This is a genomic window from Aquirufa sp. Wall-65K1 (assembly GCF_054558475.1).
Window position 1 is genome coordinate 277,105 of the sequence record NZ_JBPXKD010000004.1, and the last position, 17,727, is coordinate 294,831.

The window sequence follows — 17,727 nt, forward strand, 5'->3', positions numbered from 1 at the left end:
ATCGAAAAAGTCCCCATTTGAGGGACTTTTTCGATTTATATATTAGCCAAACATCTTTATATTTAGGGATAATTACCACTTATGAAGAAATTTCTATACATCATTCTTGCAGTGCTTGGTTTAGGGCACATCGGATATTCTCAACATCATACGATGGATATGATTCCAGGTAAGATGGTTGAAGAATACACTCCTGAATTCACCAAGATAAAACGCGAACTCCCAGAGGGCTATACCCAGGAAATGAGGGAGTGGGTAAGACGAATGAATTTGGAGACCAAGGGTACCCAAAATAGAACCTCAGCTAGTGCGGCTAAGTTTACCCTGAGCTTTGAAACACCTCCTCCTGCCGATGTAAGAGCTATTTTTGAGAAGGCGGCTGAGACTTGGGCTTCAGTGTTAAATTCCGATGTTGAAATTAAAATCCTTTGTAGGTGGCGTACCTTAGCTAGTAATGTATTGGGAAGTGCCGGGGCAACAGCCAATGTGCGCAATTTCCCAGGAGCAGCTAAAGTGAATACTTTTTATCCCATTGCTTTGGCCGAAAAGATGGCCCATAAGAATTTGAATGGTACGGATTTTGATATCGTAGCTAACTTTAATTCGGATTATGCCAATTGGTACAAGGGACTTGATGATGTACCAACGATCAATCAAATTGACTTATATTCTGTGGTTTTACATGAATTTGGTCATGGACTGGGTTTTATTGGTCAAGTAACAGTAGATAATTCAACGGCCTATTATATCTATCCAGGTATCTTTGATCAATTTATGGTCAATGCTTCAGGGATTAGTTTAACTGATACCCTCAATTTTAAAAATGATTCTCCTGAATTAAAAACCCAACTGACTTCAGCTAATTTATTTCTAAATACAACCAAAGTACTCGCAGCCAATAAAAAAGAGGCAGCTAAGTTATATGCTCCTACAACTTACACCCAAGGGTCTTCCATCTACCACGTAGATGCCTCTAAATACAGGCCTAAGGACCCTAATGCCCTAATGACACCCAGCATTGCCAAAGGAGAAATTACCAGAGAGTTAGGGACTATCGTGCCGGCCGCTTTCAATGATTTTGGTTGGTATTCATCAAGTGTTATTCCTTCAGGAGATTTATTTACTGATTCAGAAGATGTAACCAAGGATTATGTCTTTACAGCTAAAGTATATTCAGATACCTTGCTCAAAGAAAATTCCGTGAAATTGATGCTTTCTACCGATGGTAACATCCAGAATGCAACATCCAGACCACTAAGCTTATCAGGAACAAGTTATTCCTATACTTTACCTAAAGAAAATAAATTAAGAACCATTGCCTATTATTGGGTTGCCGAAGAGGCAAGTGGAAAGAAATTTACGAGTCCCGCCCAAGCACCCATCATTTCGGGAACCACTACCACGAGCATATATAAATTCACCATTGGTCAAGACACCGTTAAGCCCGTTGCGATTTTCTCCAACCCGCTTAAATATGTTTTCTCAAATCAGACAAAAATCCCGCTTCCTACCTTATTGGCAAATGATAATATAGGAATTGATACAGTTTATATGGAATACAGTATAGGTACTGGTTCTGTAATTAGATCGGGATTTGTACGCTCTACCAAAGATGCATTTAGTTATAATGGAGCATTCAATTTTGCCTTAGGACAAATCAAAGCAGGGGATATTATTAAGTACCGTGTGGTGGTAAAAGACAAAGCTAAAATTTCCAATTATGTTTATTTTCCTGCCACGGGTAATTACGAATTTGTGGTCTTGACCTCCATGGATGCTGTCAATAACTACAAAACAGATTTTGAAAATAAACCTAGTGCCGATTTTTATTTGAAAGGCTTTGCTATCAACCAGCCAGCCAATTTTACTTCCTTGGGCTTACATACTGATCATCCTTATGCCAATGGAGCAGAAGAGTCTTATGATAATTCAGGTGGTTCCGATAAATTTACCAATTACGATGCCATTCTCTTAAAGCCCATTATCATTCGCGCAGATACGGCCCGAATTTCCTTTGATGAGGTGGTTTTGGTAGAAACAGCCGAGACAACAGGAACCTCTTTTTTAAATGCAGATGGAACGGTCAATCGCTCATTTTATGATTATGTGATTGTGCAAGGTTCTAAGGATGGAGGTCTTACCTGGCAAAATTTACGGGATGGCTGGGATTCCAATGATTATTCCGAATGGCAAAAAGCATGGACTGGAACCAATGTCGACAAAAATGGAAACTCTACCCTGAAAGGTACTGCCGCCTTATTCCAAAAAAGAGAGATTGATATTTTAGGGTCGGGTAAATTTAGTCCGGGAGATAAAGTATTGCTACGTTTCCGTTTACATGCGGATGTAGGCGCCTATGGTTGGGGCTGGGCCATCGATAATTTAAATATTCAAGGTGCTCAAGCTGTTACTCCTCCTAAATTAGTATTGGCGGTAGAAAATGGAACAGAAGACAGAGGCTTACTGATTCGACCGAATCCTAGCCAAGGGCTATTTCGCTTGCAATTACCTTTAGAGCAAATGGGCCAAGTAGTGGAATTAAACGTGGTTGATTTGCAAGGAAGAGTGGTTTATCAAGAAAATATACGCGTAGGAGGTTCCCTATTAGACAAGGAAATAGAAGCGGGGAATTGGCCAACAGGTACGTATTTCTGTATTGTTAAAACGGAAAAGCAACAGTGGATAAAGAGAGTATTTTTATTGAAATAATCATCTAATAGGGAATTAGTTTTCCATGCCACCTCTTTTTAATTATCTTTGCAGTCCTTTATAAAAAAGAAATTATGTCTTGGTTTACCAGAAAAGATAAGGGAATTCAAACTCCTACCGAATTCAAAAGAGAAGCCCCAGATGGTTTATGGTATCAGTGCCCTTCTTGCAAGAAGGCCATCCATACTAGAGAGCATCGTTTATTTGCTTATACTTGTTCCAATTGTAATTACCATGAGAAGATAGGTTCTCAAGAATATTTTGAATTACTATTTGATCAAACAAAATATACCGAATTAGATGCTTTAATGAGTTCAGGTGATCCATTGAAATTTGTGGATACCAAGAACTATCCAGATCGAGTTAAAGCAACGGAATTAAAAACAGGTTTAAAAGACGCTGTTCGTTCAGCTTATGGTGAAATGAATGGCATGCCCATTACCATTTCGGCCATGGATTTCAGTTTCATTGGAGGTTCCATGGGATCTGTGGTGGGCGAAAAGATTTCTAGAGCCATTGATTATTCTTTGGAGCATAAACAGCCTTTTATAATGATTTCTCGTTCCGGTGGTGCCCGTATGATGGAAGCAGGTTTTTCATTAATGCAAATGGCAAAGACTTCTTCTCGTTTAGCCTTATTGGATGAAGCTAAGATTCCTTATATTTCCTTGTTGACAGATCCTACTACTGGAGGTGTTACGGCATCTTTTGCCATGTTGGGTGATTTCAATATTGCAGAACCAGGTGCTTTGATTGGTTTTGCCGGACCACGTGTTATTCGTGAAACGATAGGTAAGGATTTACCAAAGGGATTCCAAAGTGCCGATTTTGTGTTGGAACACGGATTCTTGGATTTCATTGTAGATCGTAAAGATCTAAAAGATAAATTGACTTCTTTATTGGGAATGTTGCAGAAATAACCCCAAATAGAAATATAATAAAAAAGGCTCCCGAAATTTTCGGGAGCCTTTTTTATTACTCAGCAGCTGGAGCAGCAGGAGCGGCAACCGCTGCCTTGCTACGGCTTTTCTTTTCTTTCTCTGGAGGAGGAATAACATCTTCCACACCGGCAAAAACTCGACCACAGTGCTCGCATACAATGATTTTCTTCTTGTCCTTGATATCTGTTTGTCTTTGTGGAGGAACAGAACTAAAACATCCGCCACAAGCACCACGCTTCACCATCACCACGGCTAAACCGTTGCGGGCATTATCACGCAATTTTTCGTAAGACTTAAATAAACGAGGGTCCACTAATTTCAAAGCCTTCTCACGATCTTTCATCGCTTTTTGCTCATCTTCTTCGCTCTCATTGATGATAACCTCTAATTCTTTCTGCTTTTGTTCTAAATCTTTTTTGCGTTCAAACAAAGTAGATTCAACAGAAGCGATTTCGTCATTTTTGTTCAAAACTTTGAAATCAATTTCTTTGATGCGCTTATCAGCGATCTCCATTTCTAATCCCTGAAGTTCAATTTCTTTTGAAATAGCTTCAAATTCACGGTTATTACGCACGTTCATTTGTTGCTCTTTGTACTTCACAATTAACTTATCAGAATCCTTTTTAGAATTTTTGTAGTTAGAAATTTGCTCTTCAAAAGACGCGATTTCTTGTTGGAATTTAGCCAAACGAGTCTCTAAACCCATGATCTCATCCTCTAAATCACGTACTTCTTCGGGTAAATCACCTCTAACTTTCTTGATATTATCTAAGGCTGAATCAATGGTCTGAAGCTTTAATAATGCTTCTAACTTTTGGGCAATCGTAGTTTCGGTAGCTGTAGCCATTATTATTGTTACGTTTGAAAGTGTTTAACTCTCTTTATTCTTATGCATACTTGACCGGATTGGTCAAGGTCTCGCTTTTCAGAACGGCAAAATTACTAAAAATATTTGATAAATAAGCATGGATAGCATCCTTTATCATGACTTCGGATTCATAATGGCCTATATCACAAAGCATACAGCTATTTTCGCCATCAAAGAATTCATGATATTTTAAATCACCGGTCAAAAACGCATCAGCGCCTTGTCGCTTTGCCTCCCCAATCAAAAAACTTCCTGCTCCCCCACAAAGGGCTACTTTTTTAATTTCTTTGGATGGAATATTCGTATACCTAATGGCTGACAAACCGAGTGATTTTTTTACAAAGTGTAGGAATTCTTCTTGGGTCATGGCCTTCTCCAATTCACCAATAAACCCAGCTCCTACCTCTTGCCAACGGTTTGACAACGAATGAATGAAATAAGCTACCTCCTCGTAAGGATGGGCATTTTTCAAGGTTCTAAGTATGGTAGCCTCTAAATAACTTGGGAAAATCATATCCACTTTTACTTCTGGAATTTCCGTAGATTGCCCCGCTTGACCCATAAAAGGTTGGGCTTCATCAGACGGAGTAAACCGTCCCATACCTTCTGAGGAGAAACTGCATCCCGCGTACTCACCGATGTTGCCAGCTCCAGCCATATGTAAAGCATTTCTCACAGCTTCTTGTTGTGCTAGCGGGACAAAATAAGTGATTTGTTTTAGGGCATTTTCTGCTGGTAATAGGACCTTTCCCTTGATTCCTAATTTTTGAGCCAAATGAAAGGAAACACCTTTCGGGGCATGGTCTAAATTGGTATGGGATGCATACAATGCGACGGAATGTTGGATTGCTTTAATGACCGTTCTTTCTACATAATTTTTTCCCGTTAAGGATTTTAACCCTTTGAACACGATAGGGTGATGCGAAATAATGACATTGCAGCCTTTTTGAATAGCTTCTTCGACCACAGCCTCGGTACAATCAAGGCTGATTAAAACCCCTGTTACCTCCATCGTGGGATCTCCGATAATCAATCCTGCATTATCATAGGATTCCTGCCAGGCCAAAGGCGCCCATTCTTCCATACTCCGGCAAACGTCTGCAAGCTTCATATTCTTTTTTTAGTATGTCAAAGGTAAAATTCTTTCGGGAGCTTTGAAAAAAATGGCTATATTTAAGCAGATAATACCTATCTAATTGAATTAAGAATATGCGATGTAGACCGGCCATTGTGATTATGGAAAATGATCACGTTTTATTAATGCGCTATCAATTTGGCAGTGGAATGGTGTATAATTTTCCTGGGGGTAATCCTGACCCAGGAGAAATTTTTCCAGAAACCATTATTCGTGAATGTCAAGAGGAATTGGCGGTAGAGGTAGAAGTGGGAAAACTTCTTCTTATGGGAGAAATCCCTTCCAAAGAAGACAAAAAAAGTGCTTTGCATATTCTGTTTGAAGGTAAAATTGTTTCTGGTATACCCATCCTTCAGGCACATGAAACCACTGCACAAGAGCTATGCTGGGTTCCCATTTCTCAGTTAGCCAGTCTTCATTTATACCCGAACGTAGGGGAGGCTTTACAAGATTTAGTTTTCTTACAAAAGAAGGGGGAATACCTAGGGGCTATCCAGCAACCTTGGGTGGATTAGGCCAAAGGTAGGTTCCTGCCACCAACCCAAATAAACTAGCAGCCAATCCTGGCCAAATCGAGGGGATTTCAGAAGGTGAAATAAACTGAAAATAGGCCCAAACGCCTAATCCCAATGTCATACTAAGGTGGCTACCAAGGGAGCTAGCCTTTTTCCACCATAATCCGGCATTTAGTGGGATGAAAAGTGACACCAACCCAAAGGCAGAGGATTCACCCACCAATTCAAAAATATTTTGTCTCTTGACAGCCATGTAAATACATGACAGGGTGACTATCACCACAGACAAACGAATGACGCTCAAAACTTTTTTATCCAATGGATTTTTTAGTAAAGGTTTGATTAAGTTTTCTCCCAAAACCGATGCAGGAGCCAAAATAGCACCACTGGTAGTACTCAACAAGGCTGATAGCAAGGCGCCTAAAAATAGTATTTGAATTCCCGTAGGGGTAAATTTCATGACCAAATGAGGGATTAATAACATATCGTCAGCGAGTAAACTTGGGTATAAATTCACTCCTAAAAATGCTATAAGTAAGGGTAACATGGCTACACTTAAGTACATCATGCCAGCAGAAAAACTAGCTATACCCGCGATGTGAGATGATTTAGCTGACATGACCCGTTGAAATATGTCTTGCTGAGGAATAGACCCTAATCCTATGGTAATCCAGGCGGCCAAATAGGTTAGCCAAGAGTTTAAATCATGTTTTTGAGGAGTGAATTTAAAAAAGTTGGATTCTTGCTTAGCTAATATTGCTCCCAAATTGGGTGTTTCCTGGTAAAGCAAAAAGGCTAAAAATGCTAATCCTACTATGAGAATGATGTTATGAAAAAAGTCGGTGATCGAAATTGACCACATACCACCTAATAGGGTATAGGTCATCACGAGCAATGCCCCGAAAACAATACCCCATTCGGTACTGATTGGCAAAAGTAGGTGTAAGGTTAAACCTAGGGCAACCAGCTGTGCTGAAATCCACCCAAAATAGGAGGGTACCATCACGATTGCAGATAACTTTTCGGAGAAATTACCAAACCTTTGTCGGAAGTAATCACTAAACGTTAGAACTTTTAAAGCATATAATTTACGGGCATAGATAGTTCCCACTATCATCAAACCCAAAGCCGCACCAAAGGGCTCCTCTATGATGGATAAAACACCACCATGGACAAATTCCCTGGGAGCACCCAAAATGGTCTCAGATCCAAACCAGGTAGCAAAGGTGACCATGGTAGCTAAGGCAAAGGGCAGGTTTCTACCTGCCAAAACAAAATCTTGTGTGGTATGCACTTTTTTACTCGCCCACCAGCCAACGGCTAGGTTCAATGCCAAATAAAAAAGTACAAATGCGATTAACATATTTAATAGAATGAGCCTAAAAATACGTAATTTTCTTTACCCATTTCTAACCCCATTAGCCTTTACCCTCTTGTATGTTGATTAAATTCCCTTACTATTTGATGTTTTTACTGGCAAGCTTATTCTTTAGTGCTTGTCAAACCGCTAAGATGAAACAAGCATTTGTGAAATCTGGCTTAGCTAAATTTCATACAGGAATCCTAATTCAGGAATCATCGGGTAAGGTAGTTTTTTCTCAACGAGCTGAACAATATTTTATGCCAGCCTCTAATGTCAAATTGTTGACCTTATTGATGGCCAAAACTATTTTGCCTGATTCTGTTCCGGCTTTTCGTTTTCAAGAAAAAGGAGACAGCTTATATTTTTGGGGCACTGGAGACCCCTCAACGCTTCATGCTAGATTAAAGGGGACAGCTTTATTTAATTTTTTACAACATTCAAACAAAAATTTAGTCTATGCTGATGATCCTTCATTCTTATTGCCGCAAGGGGCAGGCTGGGCTTGGGATGATTATCAAGATTATTATGCTGCAGAAATTTCTAGTTTACCACTTTATGAAAACTTAGCTCATTTCACCAATTTGGGAAATACCTGGAAAGTCCATCCTTCGTTTTTTCAGTCTAGTATTAGCCTAACTACAGAAAAGAACGCCTCAAGGGATAGAAATACCAATCAATTTCGATTACCTATCCCCACTGCCCAATCTTCCCCCAAACAAGTGACCATACCTTATTTGACTTCACCTGTTTTAACTGCCCGGTTGTTATCCGACACCTTACATAAACCTATTACATATCGCATAGCGAAACCAGATGCAGCAAACTCAAAAATTCATTATGCAGGAAAGTTGGATAGTTTATTGCTACCCTTATTGCATTATAGTGATAACATGATTGGAGAGCAATTGATTTACCTGATGGGGGCTCAAAGAGGATGGAATGGCCCTACGGCTAACATCCTAGGTAAATTAGTTCAAGAGCCTGGATTTGAGTTTTTGAAGGAAGTGAAATGGGTGGATGGTTCTGGACTATCGCGCTATAATTTATTTCGGCCCAAAGATATGATGCTCGTTTTGGAGCATTTGAAAAATAAATTGCCAGCGGCCCAATGGCAAATCCTTTTACCTGAATTAGGAAAATCAGGCACCTTAAAATCCATGAAATTGGATAATCCTCAATCCCATGCTTGGGCCAAGTCAGGCTCTTTTGGAAATACCTACAACCTGTCTGGCTACTATCAAAATGCCAAAGGAAAGCTGTATTTGTTTACCATCATGACTAATTTGGCCAATCAGTCGGTGACAGTCAATAAAAAACAAATTTTAGAATTTTTGAATGTGCTCCGCTAAGGGCTTTTTTCCTGGAATAAATTTCGATAAATCAGGTAGGTGGCCAGAATAAACAGAGCCACATATATTCCACTACTTGGATTTTGAGCAAGCGTCCCAAGTAAAAATAAAGCTGAAATAATTAATAACATTCCCGGCACTAGGGGATATGCCCATGCACGGTAGGGACGATGCAATTGTGGTTCCTTTTTTCTTAATTGAATCAGTGATGAAAAGCCTGACAAATAACTGGCTACAAAGAAAAATGTGGCGATGTCAGAAAGTCTTTCATTTAAATTTTTTCCAGCCAATAAAAGTAAACAGGACATGGCTACGGTTAAATGAGTAGCAAAACTGGGACTACCGACTGCGTTTACTTCACTTGCCTTTTTCCAGAAAAGTCCGTCCCGACTCATGGAAAAAAGTACACGAGGGGCAAACATCACCTGGGTATTCAGAATTCCAAATATACTTAAAGCCAAAAATGCGGTTATCCATTGACCTGTATGAGCCCCAAAAAGCAGGGTGATGGCATCTGCCGCGGCCAATTTGGAGTGTCGAACATCTTCTAGTGGAAGTACATACAAGATGGCTACGTTGATGAGCAAATAGATACTTGCAACAGAAATGACGCCGATATACATGGATTTGGGCATGCTTTTCACGGGGTCGGCATTTTCTTCAGTGAAATATGCGGCGGTGTGCCAACCATCAAAAGCATAAAAAATGGAAAGTAAGGCCGTCATGATACCCGACCAAATAGGTAAACTAGGTTTAGCTGCTGCCTGATCCTGATGCCACATGCCTCCAGAACCATAAATAAAACAAAGAAGTATGAAGCCCACCAGTGCAACCGCTTTGATGCCAGATAACCATTCTTGGGATTTTCCAGCCATAACTACGCCTAATTGATGGAAAAACCAAAGTAACAGCAAAGTGCCTACGGCCACAAAATTTTCTTGATGTTGAAAAAATGGAAATAATATGCCGACATATTCACTGAAGGTATATGATCCAAAGGCAAGGGCAGTGACAGTCCCAAGCCAAGAGCTAATTCCCACTAGAAAACCAATGTATCGGCCAAAGGCTCTTTCAGCATAGCCATACCAAGCACCTGCTTTAGGAATAGATAAACTTAACTCCAAGACGGTACTGATTCCTAATAAGGCATATAGAGCTACTAAGAGCCATAAGCCAATGATTAAATATGGATGGGCCAATTGGTCAGCAATGGGGCCTGGTTTACGGAGTATCCCTGTTCCAACGGTGCCACCTAAGGTTACCGCCACACCAAAGCCCGTACCTAAAACCTTCCAAAGTTGATTTGTTGCCTTTTTTTTCGACATAATTGAACAAAAATAAATAAATTTAGGTTATTGCAAGGCTTACCTTACATTGAATGAAAAAGCTGCTTTTTATAAAGCTGTGTGTTCTATTACTCATATCTACTGCTCTTTTCGCTCAAAAGCCCAAAGTAGTGAAGGAAGAGTATATTAGTTTCCATTGGAAAAAATCAAAAAAAACCGTTTATATACCCTTTGACCTATATTCTAATTTGGTCATTGTACCCCTTGTCATCAATGGTTCTGATACCTTAAAGTTTATTTTAGATACAGGAGTAGGGACTACTATTTTATCTGATCCGGAGGTCGCCAAAAAATTGGGTTTAAAATCTGTTCGTAAAATTCGAGTGAATGGGGTAGGGATGGGGGAGTCTATTTCTGCCAATATCGTTATAGATGTGAAGATAGGATTGGGAGAGGCGCAAGCGAACCGACAAAGCATCATATTTTTAGATTCGGATGTTTTGGATTTGTCCAGTTTTGTTGGAACCAAAATTCACGGAATAATAGGGGCCGATGTATTTAATAATTTGGTAGTAACCATCGATTATTTAAATAGGAAGGTAGAGCTACGTCATGTGGGTAATTATACATACCGGCCAGGAAAAGGCTTGAAATTTCCCATCACCATTTTAGATAATAAACCCTATATCCAAGGGGTTAATTTGACGAATAATCGAAATACCACGTCTGATTTATTGTTAATAGACTCCGGTGCAGGACATGCTTTTTCCATAGAAGGTCAAACAGGAGATACAACGAAATTTCATTTGTCGAAACATCAATTTCAACTAGGGAAGGGATTGAATGGTATCATTCTGGGCCATTTGGGAAGAATCAATCAAGTGGGTTTAGGTCCTTGGAAATGGAAGGATGTGGTTAGTTCTTTTCCAGATTCCCTATCGTATCAAGTCAAACAAATGCAGGGAAAATCTACGGTATCGGGAAGTATCGGAGGGGAATTTTTGCGAAGGTTTAAATTGACTTTTCATTATTTAAATAATTATGTGGTTTTCAAACCGATTGCTTCTCGGTTGAACCGTCCATTTGAGGAAGGACTATCAGGCCTAACCATAGTAGCCATATCTCCAGAATTTAAACGCTTTAAAGTAGAATCTGTCCAAGAAGGGTCACCAGCGGATGATGTAGATTTTAGGGCAGGAGATGAAATTTGGATGGTGAATAATCGCCGAGCTACTGAGTATAGGTTAGATGAATTAAATCGAATTCTTCAAACCAAGGTCGGAGATAAGGTAATATTTTTAATCAAGCGAGGAACCGAGGTTCACTTGAAGGAAATTACCCTCAAAAGATTATTTTAGTTTTTCTTAATGACGTAGCTGGCTACGATAGGAAAGTGGTCTGAATAGGTGATTTTTCTTAAAGTGGTAAATTGAAGAATCTCAAATTCCTTAGAGAAAAATTGGTTATCAATACGGACCATGTAAGGACTCCGATTCAGTGTAAAACCAAATCCCCTTCCAGCACTTTCAAAAGCATTATCCATTCTTTCCCTGAGAGTACCATATGCCCAGCCATAAGGAGTTTCGTTTAAGTCGCCAGTAACTAAAACGGGATAAGGGCTTTGCTGAATGATGCGGTTGATTTGGCTAATTTCCTCTTTATGACGGATGAATCCTTTTTTTAGTGAAGCTATGATACCCCTTCCTTCTTTTTTAGCATCTTCATAATCTTGGTCTCGGATTTTTCCCGTGACTTTTCCAACGCGAATTCCCATGGACCATAATTGTAAATTAATGACGCGAATGGTGTCTTTCCCCTTAACTAAATCTACAAAAAGAAAACCATTGGCCGAGTTTTTAAACTGTTGGCCCTCTTGGTGAATGATGGGGTACTTAGAGAATATGGCTAAACCCATTTTTTCATTGGCATCAAAAATTTCTTTCTTTAAAGCTTGTATGGCATAATGAGGGTATTGTTGCTTCATCATACTGATACTTTTATAAGCTGGCCGGTCGGCATTGGAATAGAATTCCTGAAAACACTTGATATCAGCTTCGCAGTCGAGCATGAATTTTTTTAATTTTTCTACATTTTCTTCATTGGCCTCATAGGCATTGGAATACATCCCGTAGACATTATAATTTAAAACCTTGATTGGCTTTTCTAAACTTTCCTTAGGGTTATTGATGGCAATACTCCTTTGAATGAAACTATAGCCTAATACCAAAACAGTTAAAGGTAATAGCGCTCTTTTGGCACGTTGAAATATCCAATATATAAGCGATACAAAACAAAGAATTTGGGCCACGGGCATGCTCATCATGATGAATCCAGCAAGCCAATGATCAACAATTAATGAATAACTAAGTAAATAGGTTAATAAGGTGTATAAACACAAGGGTAAAGTGCCTAACCAGATGATGGAGGATATTATTTTCTTAGGAAGAGATTCGGTGGTTTTACGCTTACCCATACTCAAAGATAGCAATTGAATAATAATGGGAGAGATATTTTATAAATTTTAGAAAGGGGATTGCAATTTTATAAAATTATGAGTACTTTTGCCATCCGATTTGATAACAAATATAATTCAAGAGCGAGTCTCAAATAAAAAGCAAATATTATGGCAAAGGTTTGTCAACTAACTGGAAAGAGAACAAGAGTAGGAAACAATGTTTCTCACGCTAACAATAAGACCAAGCGTAAGTTTTTCCCAAATTTACAGACAAAGAAATTCTTTTTAGAATCTGAAGGTGTTTGGGTACGTATGAAAGTAAGCGCTAAGGCAATTCGTACCATCAATAAGAATGGTTTCGAAAAGACTTTAATTGCTTCTGCACGTAAAGGAACTTTAACTGTATAGATTGTAAATTTTTTACGAAATTAGAGCCTCTTTGAAAATCAAAGAGGCTTTTTTTGTTGCCTATGCTTACATCAGAGGACTTCATTCGTTATCAAAAACAGCTTAAAATGGCTGATTGGGGAGAAGCACAGCAGCTCGCTTTAGCCAAGGCTAAGGTATTGGTGGTGGGTGCTGGTGGCTTAGCCAGTGGGGCTTTACCCTATTTGGCAGCGGCTGGCATAGGAAAAATAACCATCATTGATGGCGATACTGTTGATTTGTCCAATCTAGGTCGACAGGTCATTTATCAGCAGGCCGACATCGGGGAGTTCAAAGCAATTCGAGCGGAGGCCTATGTGAAAGGGCTAAATCCGAGCATTCAAGTTCAGGCTATTGCCCAGCAATTACACGAAGATAATGCCGAGTTGCTTATCCAATCTGTGGATTTGGTGATTGATTGTACCGATAATTTTAAGACTCGGTATTTAATCAATGATTACTGTGTGGCCTTAGGAAAACCCTTTATTTACGCTGCCATTCATACCTGGGAGGGACATTTAAGTGTTTGTAATATGCGCTTGTCATCGGGAAAAATGAGTCCCACCTACCGTTGTTTCTTTCCCCAGGAACCTGGGCCTAATGAAATTCCGACTTGTGATGAAGCGGGTGTTTTAGGTTTTTTACCGGGAATTTTGGGAATCATGCAAGCCAAGGAGGCCATTTTTTGTTTAGCGGGTATGGAATCTCCCGCCCAAGGGGCCTTGATGACTTGGGATGCACAAGAAATGCGCAGTCATTTTTTTGCCTTGGAAAGAGATCCATTGGCTGAAGAAAAGATTTTTCCAATCACCGAGGATAGTCGAACCGTCCGTGAATTAAGTCCTGAGGAGGCATTTTCCCTATGGCAATCAGGTCAGATTGATTATTTATTGGACGTACGTGAAGAAGATGAATGGGATTTTGCGCGAATAGAAGGAGCGATTCATATCCCCATGAATGAAATTCCAGGTAAATTGGCTGATTTACCTAAAGCATCAAAGGGATTGGTACTTTGCCACCACGGGATGCGATCAGCCAGCGTCATTGTATACTTACAACAAGAGGCAGGTTTCAAGCAGCTCTATAATTTAGCAGGAGGAATCGATGCTTGGTCTAGAAGAATTGATCCTGATATTCCTCGATATTAAGAAACGATAGTCCCGTATAAATCAAATTCCTCAGCACGGTCTATTTTAACCTGAACAAAATCCCCTAAACGAGCATATTGCTCAGCAGGAATCAAAACCTCATTGTCTACTTCTGGAGAATCAAATTCAGTACGTCCTACGAAATAGCCGCTTTCTTTACGGTCAATCATCACCTTGTAGGTATTGCCAACACGTGCTTGATTTAATTCCTCTGAAATACCTTGTTGCAATGCCATGATTTCATCCGAACGCTCTTGCTTTACTTCTTCTGGGACATCATCTTGAACAGAAAATGCGTGTGTATTTTCTTCATGACTGTAATTGAAAATTCCCAAACGATCGAAACGCATGCGTTCTACGAAGGAATAGCTTTCTTCAAAATCAGCATCTGTTTCTCCCGGATAACCCGAAATTAGCGTGGTTCTTAGGGCTATACCTGGAACCGTTTCTCGGATGGTTTCAATCAAAGCTTCTGTTTTTTCGCGGGTAATACCACGGCGCATACGTTTTAAAACGGCATCAGAACCACTTTGAAGTGGCATATCTAAATATTTACAAATGTTGTCCCTTTCAGCCATCGTTTGTAAAATTTCTACCGGGAATCCAGCAGGGTAGGCATATTGTAAGCGTATCCATTCAATGCCATTGACATCGGAAAGCCGTTCCAATAATTCCTTTAGTTTTCGTCCACTTGAGCTACCTGCTTCTTTGAAATCTAAGCCATAAAAAGTTAGGTCTTGAGCAATCAAGATAAGCTCTTTGGTTCCCTTCTTAGCCAATGAATTAGCTTCTTTGACCAGTTCTTCCATAGGCCTTGAAACGTGGTTACCACGCATCAAAGGAATGGCACAGAAAGAGCAAGGGCGGTCGCATCCTTCTGCAATTTTTAAATAAGCATAATGAGCTGGTGTGGTTAAAAGACGTTCGCCTACTAATTCATGCTTATAATCTGCTTTTAGTGCTTTCAATAAACGAGGTAATTCATTGGTTCCAAAGAAGGAGTCCACCAATGGAATTTCTCTTTCTAAATCATCCTTGTAGCGATGAGAAAGACAACCTGTGACATATAATTTATCTATTTTACCTGCTTCTTTAGCATCTGCATAGCGTAAAATAGTGTCAATGGATTCTTGTTTGGCATTATCAATGAAGCCGCAGGTATTGATGACAACGATATTGGCTTTATCTTTTTTGGCTTCATGGGTCACTTCCAAACCATTTCCTTTTAGTTGGGTAAATAGCACTTCCGAGTCGACCAGGTTTTTGGAACAACCTAGGGTAATGATATTGATGGAAGGTTTGGCGACAACTTTAGTTTTCATGAAGCATGATTAAATGAACATGCAATTTACGAAGAAAGAACGAAACCTCGATTTTTACCTTTTTTGTGTAATTTTTTCTTTTCGGGATACAAATTTTAGATTCTTTTTATAGTATTGCAGTTCACAAAATCTAAATGTTAATTATGAAAAAATTTATCTTAACCTGCTCTTTAGTAGCGATGGGGATAGCCGCATTCGCACAGAAGGCTAATACATTGACTAACAAAGAGAAGAAAGAAGGTTATCAGTTATTATTTGATGGTACAACGTTAAAAGGATGGCATGGCTACAATAAACCAGGTACCGTAGGTGCTTCATGGACAGTTAGTAATGGCGAGATAGGATTTGATGTAAGTAAAAAAGATGGAGGGGATTTAACAACGGATGAGGAATTTGAAAATTATGATTTTTCGGTCGATTGGAAGATTTCGCCCAAGGGTAATAGTGGTATTATTTTCAATGTCACAGAAGATCCAAAATACCGTAGTTCCTATAATACAGGTCCTGAAATGCAGGTTTTGGATAGCGACGGCCATCCAGATGGGAAGATATTCAATCACCGTGCAGGGGATTTATATGATTTAATTCATTCTTCGGTTGAAACCGCTAAACCAGTAGGTGAATGGAATACAGCACGCATTGTGAATAACCGCGGTTTATTGCAATTATACCTTAATGGAGCGAAAGTGGTAGAAACGCGTTATGACGATGAGAACTGGAAAAAGATGATTGCAGGATCTAAGTTTAAAAATATGCCAGGTTTTGGTGTGAACATGAAAGGTCGCATTTGTTTGCAAGATCATGGTAACCCAGTTTGGTATAGAAATATCAAGATTAAGAAATTGTAGTTAATATTGATGGATGGTAAAGGCCTGAGAGTAATCTCAGGCCTTTTTTTATGGATAATCAGTTGATTGAATTTTAAAAGCTATGGAGTTTTATTGATTAACCGCCAAGCAGCTATTCGACATGTTCAGAAAGGCATTTCGAATTGTTGATGAAAAGAATTCTCGATTTGCTATTATCCACGTGGAGGCTATAGGATGGGATTATAAATCCCTTGTATTTGTCGTTCGACATGACCCTGCAGAACATGTCGAACAGCGGAGTTTAAATTATTATAGGATGGGATGATAAATCCCTTGTATTTGTCGTTCGACATGACCCTGCAGAACATGTCGAACAGCGGAGTTTTCTTGCTCTATCGCAAGTTTTCTTCTCCTTAATTTCTTCAATTTTAGGAATTCAAAAATGATCCATTTGGGATGAAGATATACAACTTAAGAACATACCTGATGTTTGTTGTTTTACTCTTGACCAGCCTAAGGTCTCATGCACAGAATCATCCAATCCAAATACTTAGTCAGGCCGATAGTTCTGTTGTTTCTTTTGCCTCTATATTATTTGAAAGTAGGAAGCAAGGTTTTCATAGCGATGAGCAGGGAAGGTTTACCTTACCCATACAACAAGCTGTAGATACCATCAAGATTCGGTCTATTGGTTTTCAGGATACTTTGGTAATTGTAGATAAATCGAAAGTCAAGGGGGAATTATTGATTTATTTACCAGTTAAATCTATCATTTTACCAGAGTTTCGAGTTTTGTCTATTAATAAACCTTATACAAGCAAGAAACCTAAAAAAACAGGGTCGTTACAACAATGGGGAGGGGTAGGGTCTCAATATGGATTACTTTTGAATGATGAGAAATTGATAGGTCGTAAAATGCTCAAGGCTCATTTTTATTTGGCACTTGGGGGAAATCCAAGATATCCATTTCGGATCAGGATATATTCCATCAAACAGGGTAAGCCAGATCAAGAGTTAAGCCATGAAAGTATCATTGTTCGAGCCACCCAGCAGGGCTGGAACGAATTTGATATTAGCCAATATGATATTTACGTTCCAGAAGGAGGATGCCTTTTAGCGATGGAGTGGCTAAATTTTGAATATGTTGTATCCGCTGAATTAATTCTCACAAAAGGTAAATACCCGGGTCAAGTTCTTGGAATGGGGGATTTTGGGAACCAATATTTGGGTTTTGTGAAGGATGATTTTAGTAACTGGCATTTTAATGGAGATTATCTTCCCAGATACCAGTTACCTGATAAAAGTAAATTTTTGAATCCCATGATACGTTTGACGGTGCAATAAATGGGTAATAATAAAGGCTTGAGAATTCTCCCAAGCCTTTATTATTAATTGTATCAT

At 39.3% G+C, this 17,727-nt stretch carries 15 protein-coding genes; 9 read left to right on the forward strand and 6 right to left on the reverse strand.

Features of this window, described 5'->3' with window-relative positions; translation table 11 throughout:
* The first annotated feature begins 81 nt into the window (after positions 1–81).
* Together ACST15_RS08570 and accD are read left to right on the forward strand one after the other, a co-directional pair.
* Positions 82–2,709: a T9SS type A sorting domain-containing protein gene (locus tag ACST15_RS08570; protein ID WP_459454239.1), complete on the forward strand. Its 2,628-nt coding sequence runs from the start codon at positions 82–84 to the stop codon at positions 2,707–2,709.
* A gap of 74 nt (positions 2,710–2,783) precedes the next feature.
* A complete protein-coding gene (gene accD / locus ACST15_RS08575) occupies positions 2,784–3,629 on the forward strand; it encodes an acetyl-CoA carboxylase, carboxyltransferase subunit beta (RefSeq protein WP_459454240.1) in 846 nt (281 codons plus the stop codon).
* 55 nt (positions 3,630–3,684) lie between these two features.
* Here the strand turns inward: accD and ACST15_RS08580 are convergent, their stop codons facing one another.
* Together ACST15_RS08580 and ACST15_RS08585 are read right to left on the reverse strand one after the other, a co-directional pair.
* A complete protein-coding gene (locus tag ACST15_RS08580) occupies positions 3,685–4,497 on the reverse strand; it encodes a zinc ribbon domain-containing protein (protein WP_459454241.1) in 813 nt (270 codons plus the stop codon).
* A 40-nt stretch (positions 4,498–4,537) separates the two neighbouring features.
* Positions 4,538–5,629: a Nif3-like dinuclear metal center hexameric protein gene (locus tag ACST15_RS08585; RefSeq protein WP_459454242.1), complete on the reverse strand. Its 1,092-nt coding sequence runs from the start codon at positions 5,627–5,629 to the stop codon at positions 4,538–4,540.
* Positions 5,630–5,727: 98 nt separating this feature from the next.
* On the opposite strand from ACST15_RS08585, the gene ACST15_RS08590 reads away from it, so the two are divergent.
* On the forward strand, positions 5,728–6,168 hold the full coding sequence (locus tag ACST15_RS08590; protein WP_459454243.1) for an NUDIX domain-containing protein: 441 nt from the start codon (positions 5,728–5,730) through the stop codon (positions 6,166–6,168).
* Here ACST15_RS08590 and ACST15_RS08595 read toward each other — a convergent pair.
* Positions 6,143–7,531 (reverse strand): high affinity choline transporter 1, encoded by a 1,389-nt coding sequence (locus ACST15_RS08595; protein ID WP_459454244.1) that lies wholly within the window; start codon positions 7,529–7,531, stop codon positions 6,143–6,145. The genes ACST15_RS08590 and ACST15_RS08595 overlap by 26 nt on opposite strands.
* 149 nt (positions 7,532–7,680) lie before the next feature.
* On the opposite strand from ACST15_RS08595, the gene ACST15_RS08600 reads away from it, so the two are divergent.
* The gene (locus ACST15_RS08600; protein ID WP_459454245.1) at positions 7,681–8,880 is read left to right on the forward strand and encodes a D-alanyl-D-alanine carboxypeptidase; all 1,200 of its coding nucleotides are present in this window, start codon (positions 7,681–7,683) and stop codon (positions 8,878–8,880) included.
* On the opposite strand, the gene ACST15_RS08605 is transcribed toward ACST15_RS08600, so the two are convergent.
* Positions 8,877–10,205 carry an APC family permease gene (locus tag ACST15_RS08605; protein ID WP_459454246.1) on the reverse strand — a complete coding sequence of 443 codons (1,329 nt, stop codon included), beginning with the start codon at positions 10,203–10,205 and terminating at the stop codon, positions 8,877–8,879. The genes ACST15_RS08600 and ACST15_RS08605 overlap by 4 nt on opposite strands.
* Positions 10,206–10,258: 53 nt before the next feature.
* On the opposite strand from ACST15_RS08605, the gene ACST15_RS08610 reads away from it, so the two are divergent.
* Positions 10,259–11,524, forward strand: coding sequence for a retropepsin-like aspartic protease (locus tag ACST15_RS08610; protein WP_459454247.1), 1,266 nt, complete (start codon positions 10,259–10,261; stop codon positions 11,522–11,524).
* Here the strand turns inward: ACST15_RS08610 and ACST15_RS08615 are convergent.
* Positions 11,521–12,639, reverse strand: a complete 1,119-nt coding sequence (locus ACST15_RS08615) for an endonuclease/exonuclease/phosphatase family protein (protein WP_459454248.1) — start codon at positions 12,637–12,639, stop codon at positions 11,521–11,523. The genes ACST15_RS08610 and ACST15_RS08615 overlap by 4 nt on opposite strands.
* A 150-nt stretch (positions 12,640–12,789) precedes the next feature.
* Between ACST15_RS08615 and rpmB the strand changes: the two genes are divergently transcribed.
* Both rpmB and ACST15_RS08625 read left to right on the forward strand, forming a co-directional pair.
* Entirely contained in the window at positions 12,790–13,029 is a 240-nt protein-coding gene (gene rpmB, locus ACST15_RS08620) for a 50S ribosomal protein L28 (RefSeq protein ID WP_459454249.1), read from the forward strand.
* 62 nt (positions 13,030–13,091) lie between these two features.
* Entirely contained in the window at positions 13,092–14,195 is a 1,104-nt protein-coding gene (locus ACST15_RS08625) for a ThiF family adenylyltransferase (protein WP_459454250.1), read from the forward strand.
* Here ACST15_RS08625 and rimO read toward each other — a convergent pair.
* Positions 14,192–15,517, reverse strand: coding sequence for a 30S ribosomal protein S12 methylthiotransferase RimO (rimO, locus tag ACST15_RS08630; protein WP_459454251.1), 1,326 nt, complete (start codon positions 15,515–15,517; stop codon positions 14,192–14,194). The genes ACST15_RS08625 and rimO overlap by 4 nt on opposite strands.
* Before the next feature lie 143 nt (positions 15,518–15,660).
* Here rimO and ACST15_RS08635 point away from each other — a divergent pair, with 143 nt between their 5' ends.
* Positions 15,661–16,365: a 3-keto-disaccharide hydrolase gene (locus tag ACST15_RS08635; protein ID WP_459454252.1), complete on the forward strand. Its 705-nt coding sequence runs from the start codon at positions 15,661–15,663 to the stop codon at positions 16,363–16,365.
* A gap of 417 nt (positions 16,366–16,782) precedes the next feature.
* Positions 16,783–17,670, forward strand: coding sequence for a peptidase associated/transthyretin-like domain-containing protein (locus ACST15_RS08640; RefSeq protein WP_459454253.1), 888 nt, complete (start codon positions 16,783–16,785; stop codon positions 17,668–17,670).
* Positions 17,671–17,727 lie beyond the last annotated feature (57 nt).

Excerpts from the sequence above, each read along its gene's own strand:
- ACST15_RS08580 (WP_459454241.1), bottom strand. The coding sequence starts at position 4,497 with ATGGCTACAGCTACCGAAACTACGATTGCCCAAAAGTTAGAAGCATTA.
- ACST15_RS08570 (WP_459454239.1), top strand. The coding sequence starts at position 82 with ATGAAGAAATTTCTATACATCATTCTTGCAGTGCTTGGTTTAGGGCAC.
- ACST15_RS08590 (WP_459454243.1), top strand. The coding sequence starts at position 5,728 with ATGCGATGTAGACCGGCCATTGTGATTATGGAAAATGATCACGTTTTA.
- ACST15_RS08600 (WP_459454245.1), top strand. The coding sequence starts at position 7,681 with ATGAAACAAGCATTTGTGAAATCTGGCTTAGCTAAATTTCATACAGGA.
- ACST15_RS08585 (WP_459454242.1), bottom strand. The coding sequence starts at position 5,629 with ATGAAGCTTGCAGACGTTTGCCGGAGTATGGAAGAATGGGCGCCTTTG.
- accD (WP_459454240.1), top strand. The coding sequence starts at position 2,784 with ATGTCTTGGTTTACCAGAAAAGATAAGGGAATTCAAACTCCTACCGAA.
- ACST15_RS08635 (WP_459454252.1), top strand. The coding sequence starts at position 15,661 with ATGAAAAAATTTATCTTAACCTGCTCTTTAGTAGCGATGGGGATAGCC.
- rimO (WP_459454251.1), bottom strand. The coding sequence starts at position 15,517 with ATGAAAACTAAAGTTGTCGCCAAACCTTCCATCAATATCATTACCCTA.
- rpmB (WP_459454249.1), top strand. The coding sequence starts at position 12,790 with ATGGCAAAGGTTTGTCAACTAACTGGAAAGAGAACAAGAGTAGGAAAC.
- ACST15_RS08595 (WP_459454244.1), bottom strand. The coding sequence starts at position 7,531 with ATGTTAATCGCATTTGTACTTTTTTATTTGGCATTGAACCTAGCCGTT.
- ACST15_RS08610 (WP_459454247.1), top strand. The coding sequence starts at position 10,259 with ATGAAAAAGCTGCTTTTTATAAAGCTGTGTGTTCTATTACTCATATCT.
- ACST15_RS08615 (WP_459454248.1), bottom strand. The coding sequence starts at position 12,639 with ATGGGTAAGCGTAAAACCACCGAATCTCTTCCTAAGAAAATAATATCC.
- ACST15_RS08605 (WP_459454246.1), bottom strand. The coding sequence starts at position 10,205 with ATGTCGAAAAAAAAGGCAACAAATCAACTTTGGAAGGTTTTAGGTACG.
- ACST15_RS08625 (WP_459454250.1), top strand. The coding sequence starts at position 13,092 with ATGCTTACATCAGAGGACTTCATTCGTTATCAAAAACAGCTTAAAATG.
- ACST15_RS08640 (WP_459454253.1), top strand. The coding sequence starts at position 16,783 with ATGAAGATATACAACTTAAGAACATACCTGATGTTTGTTGTTTTACTC.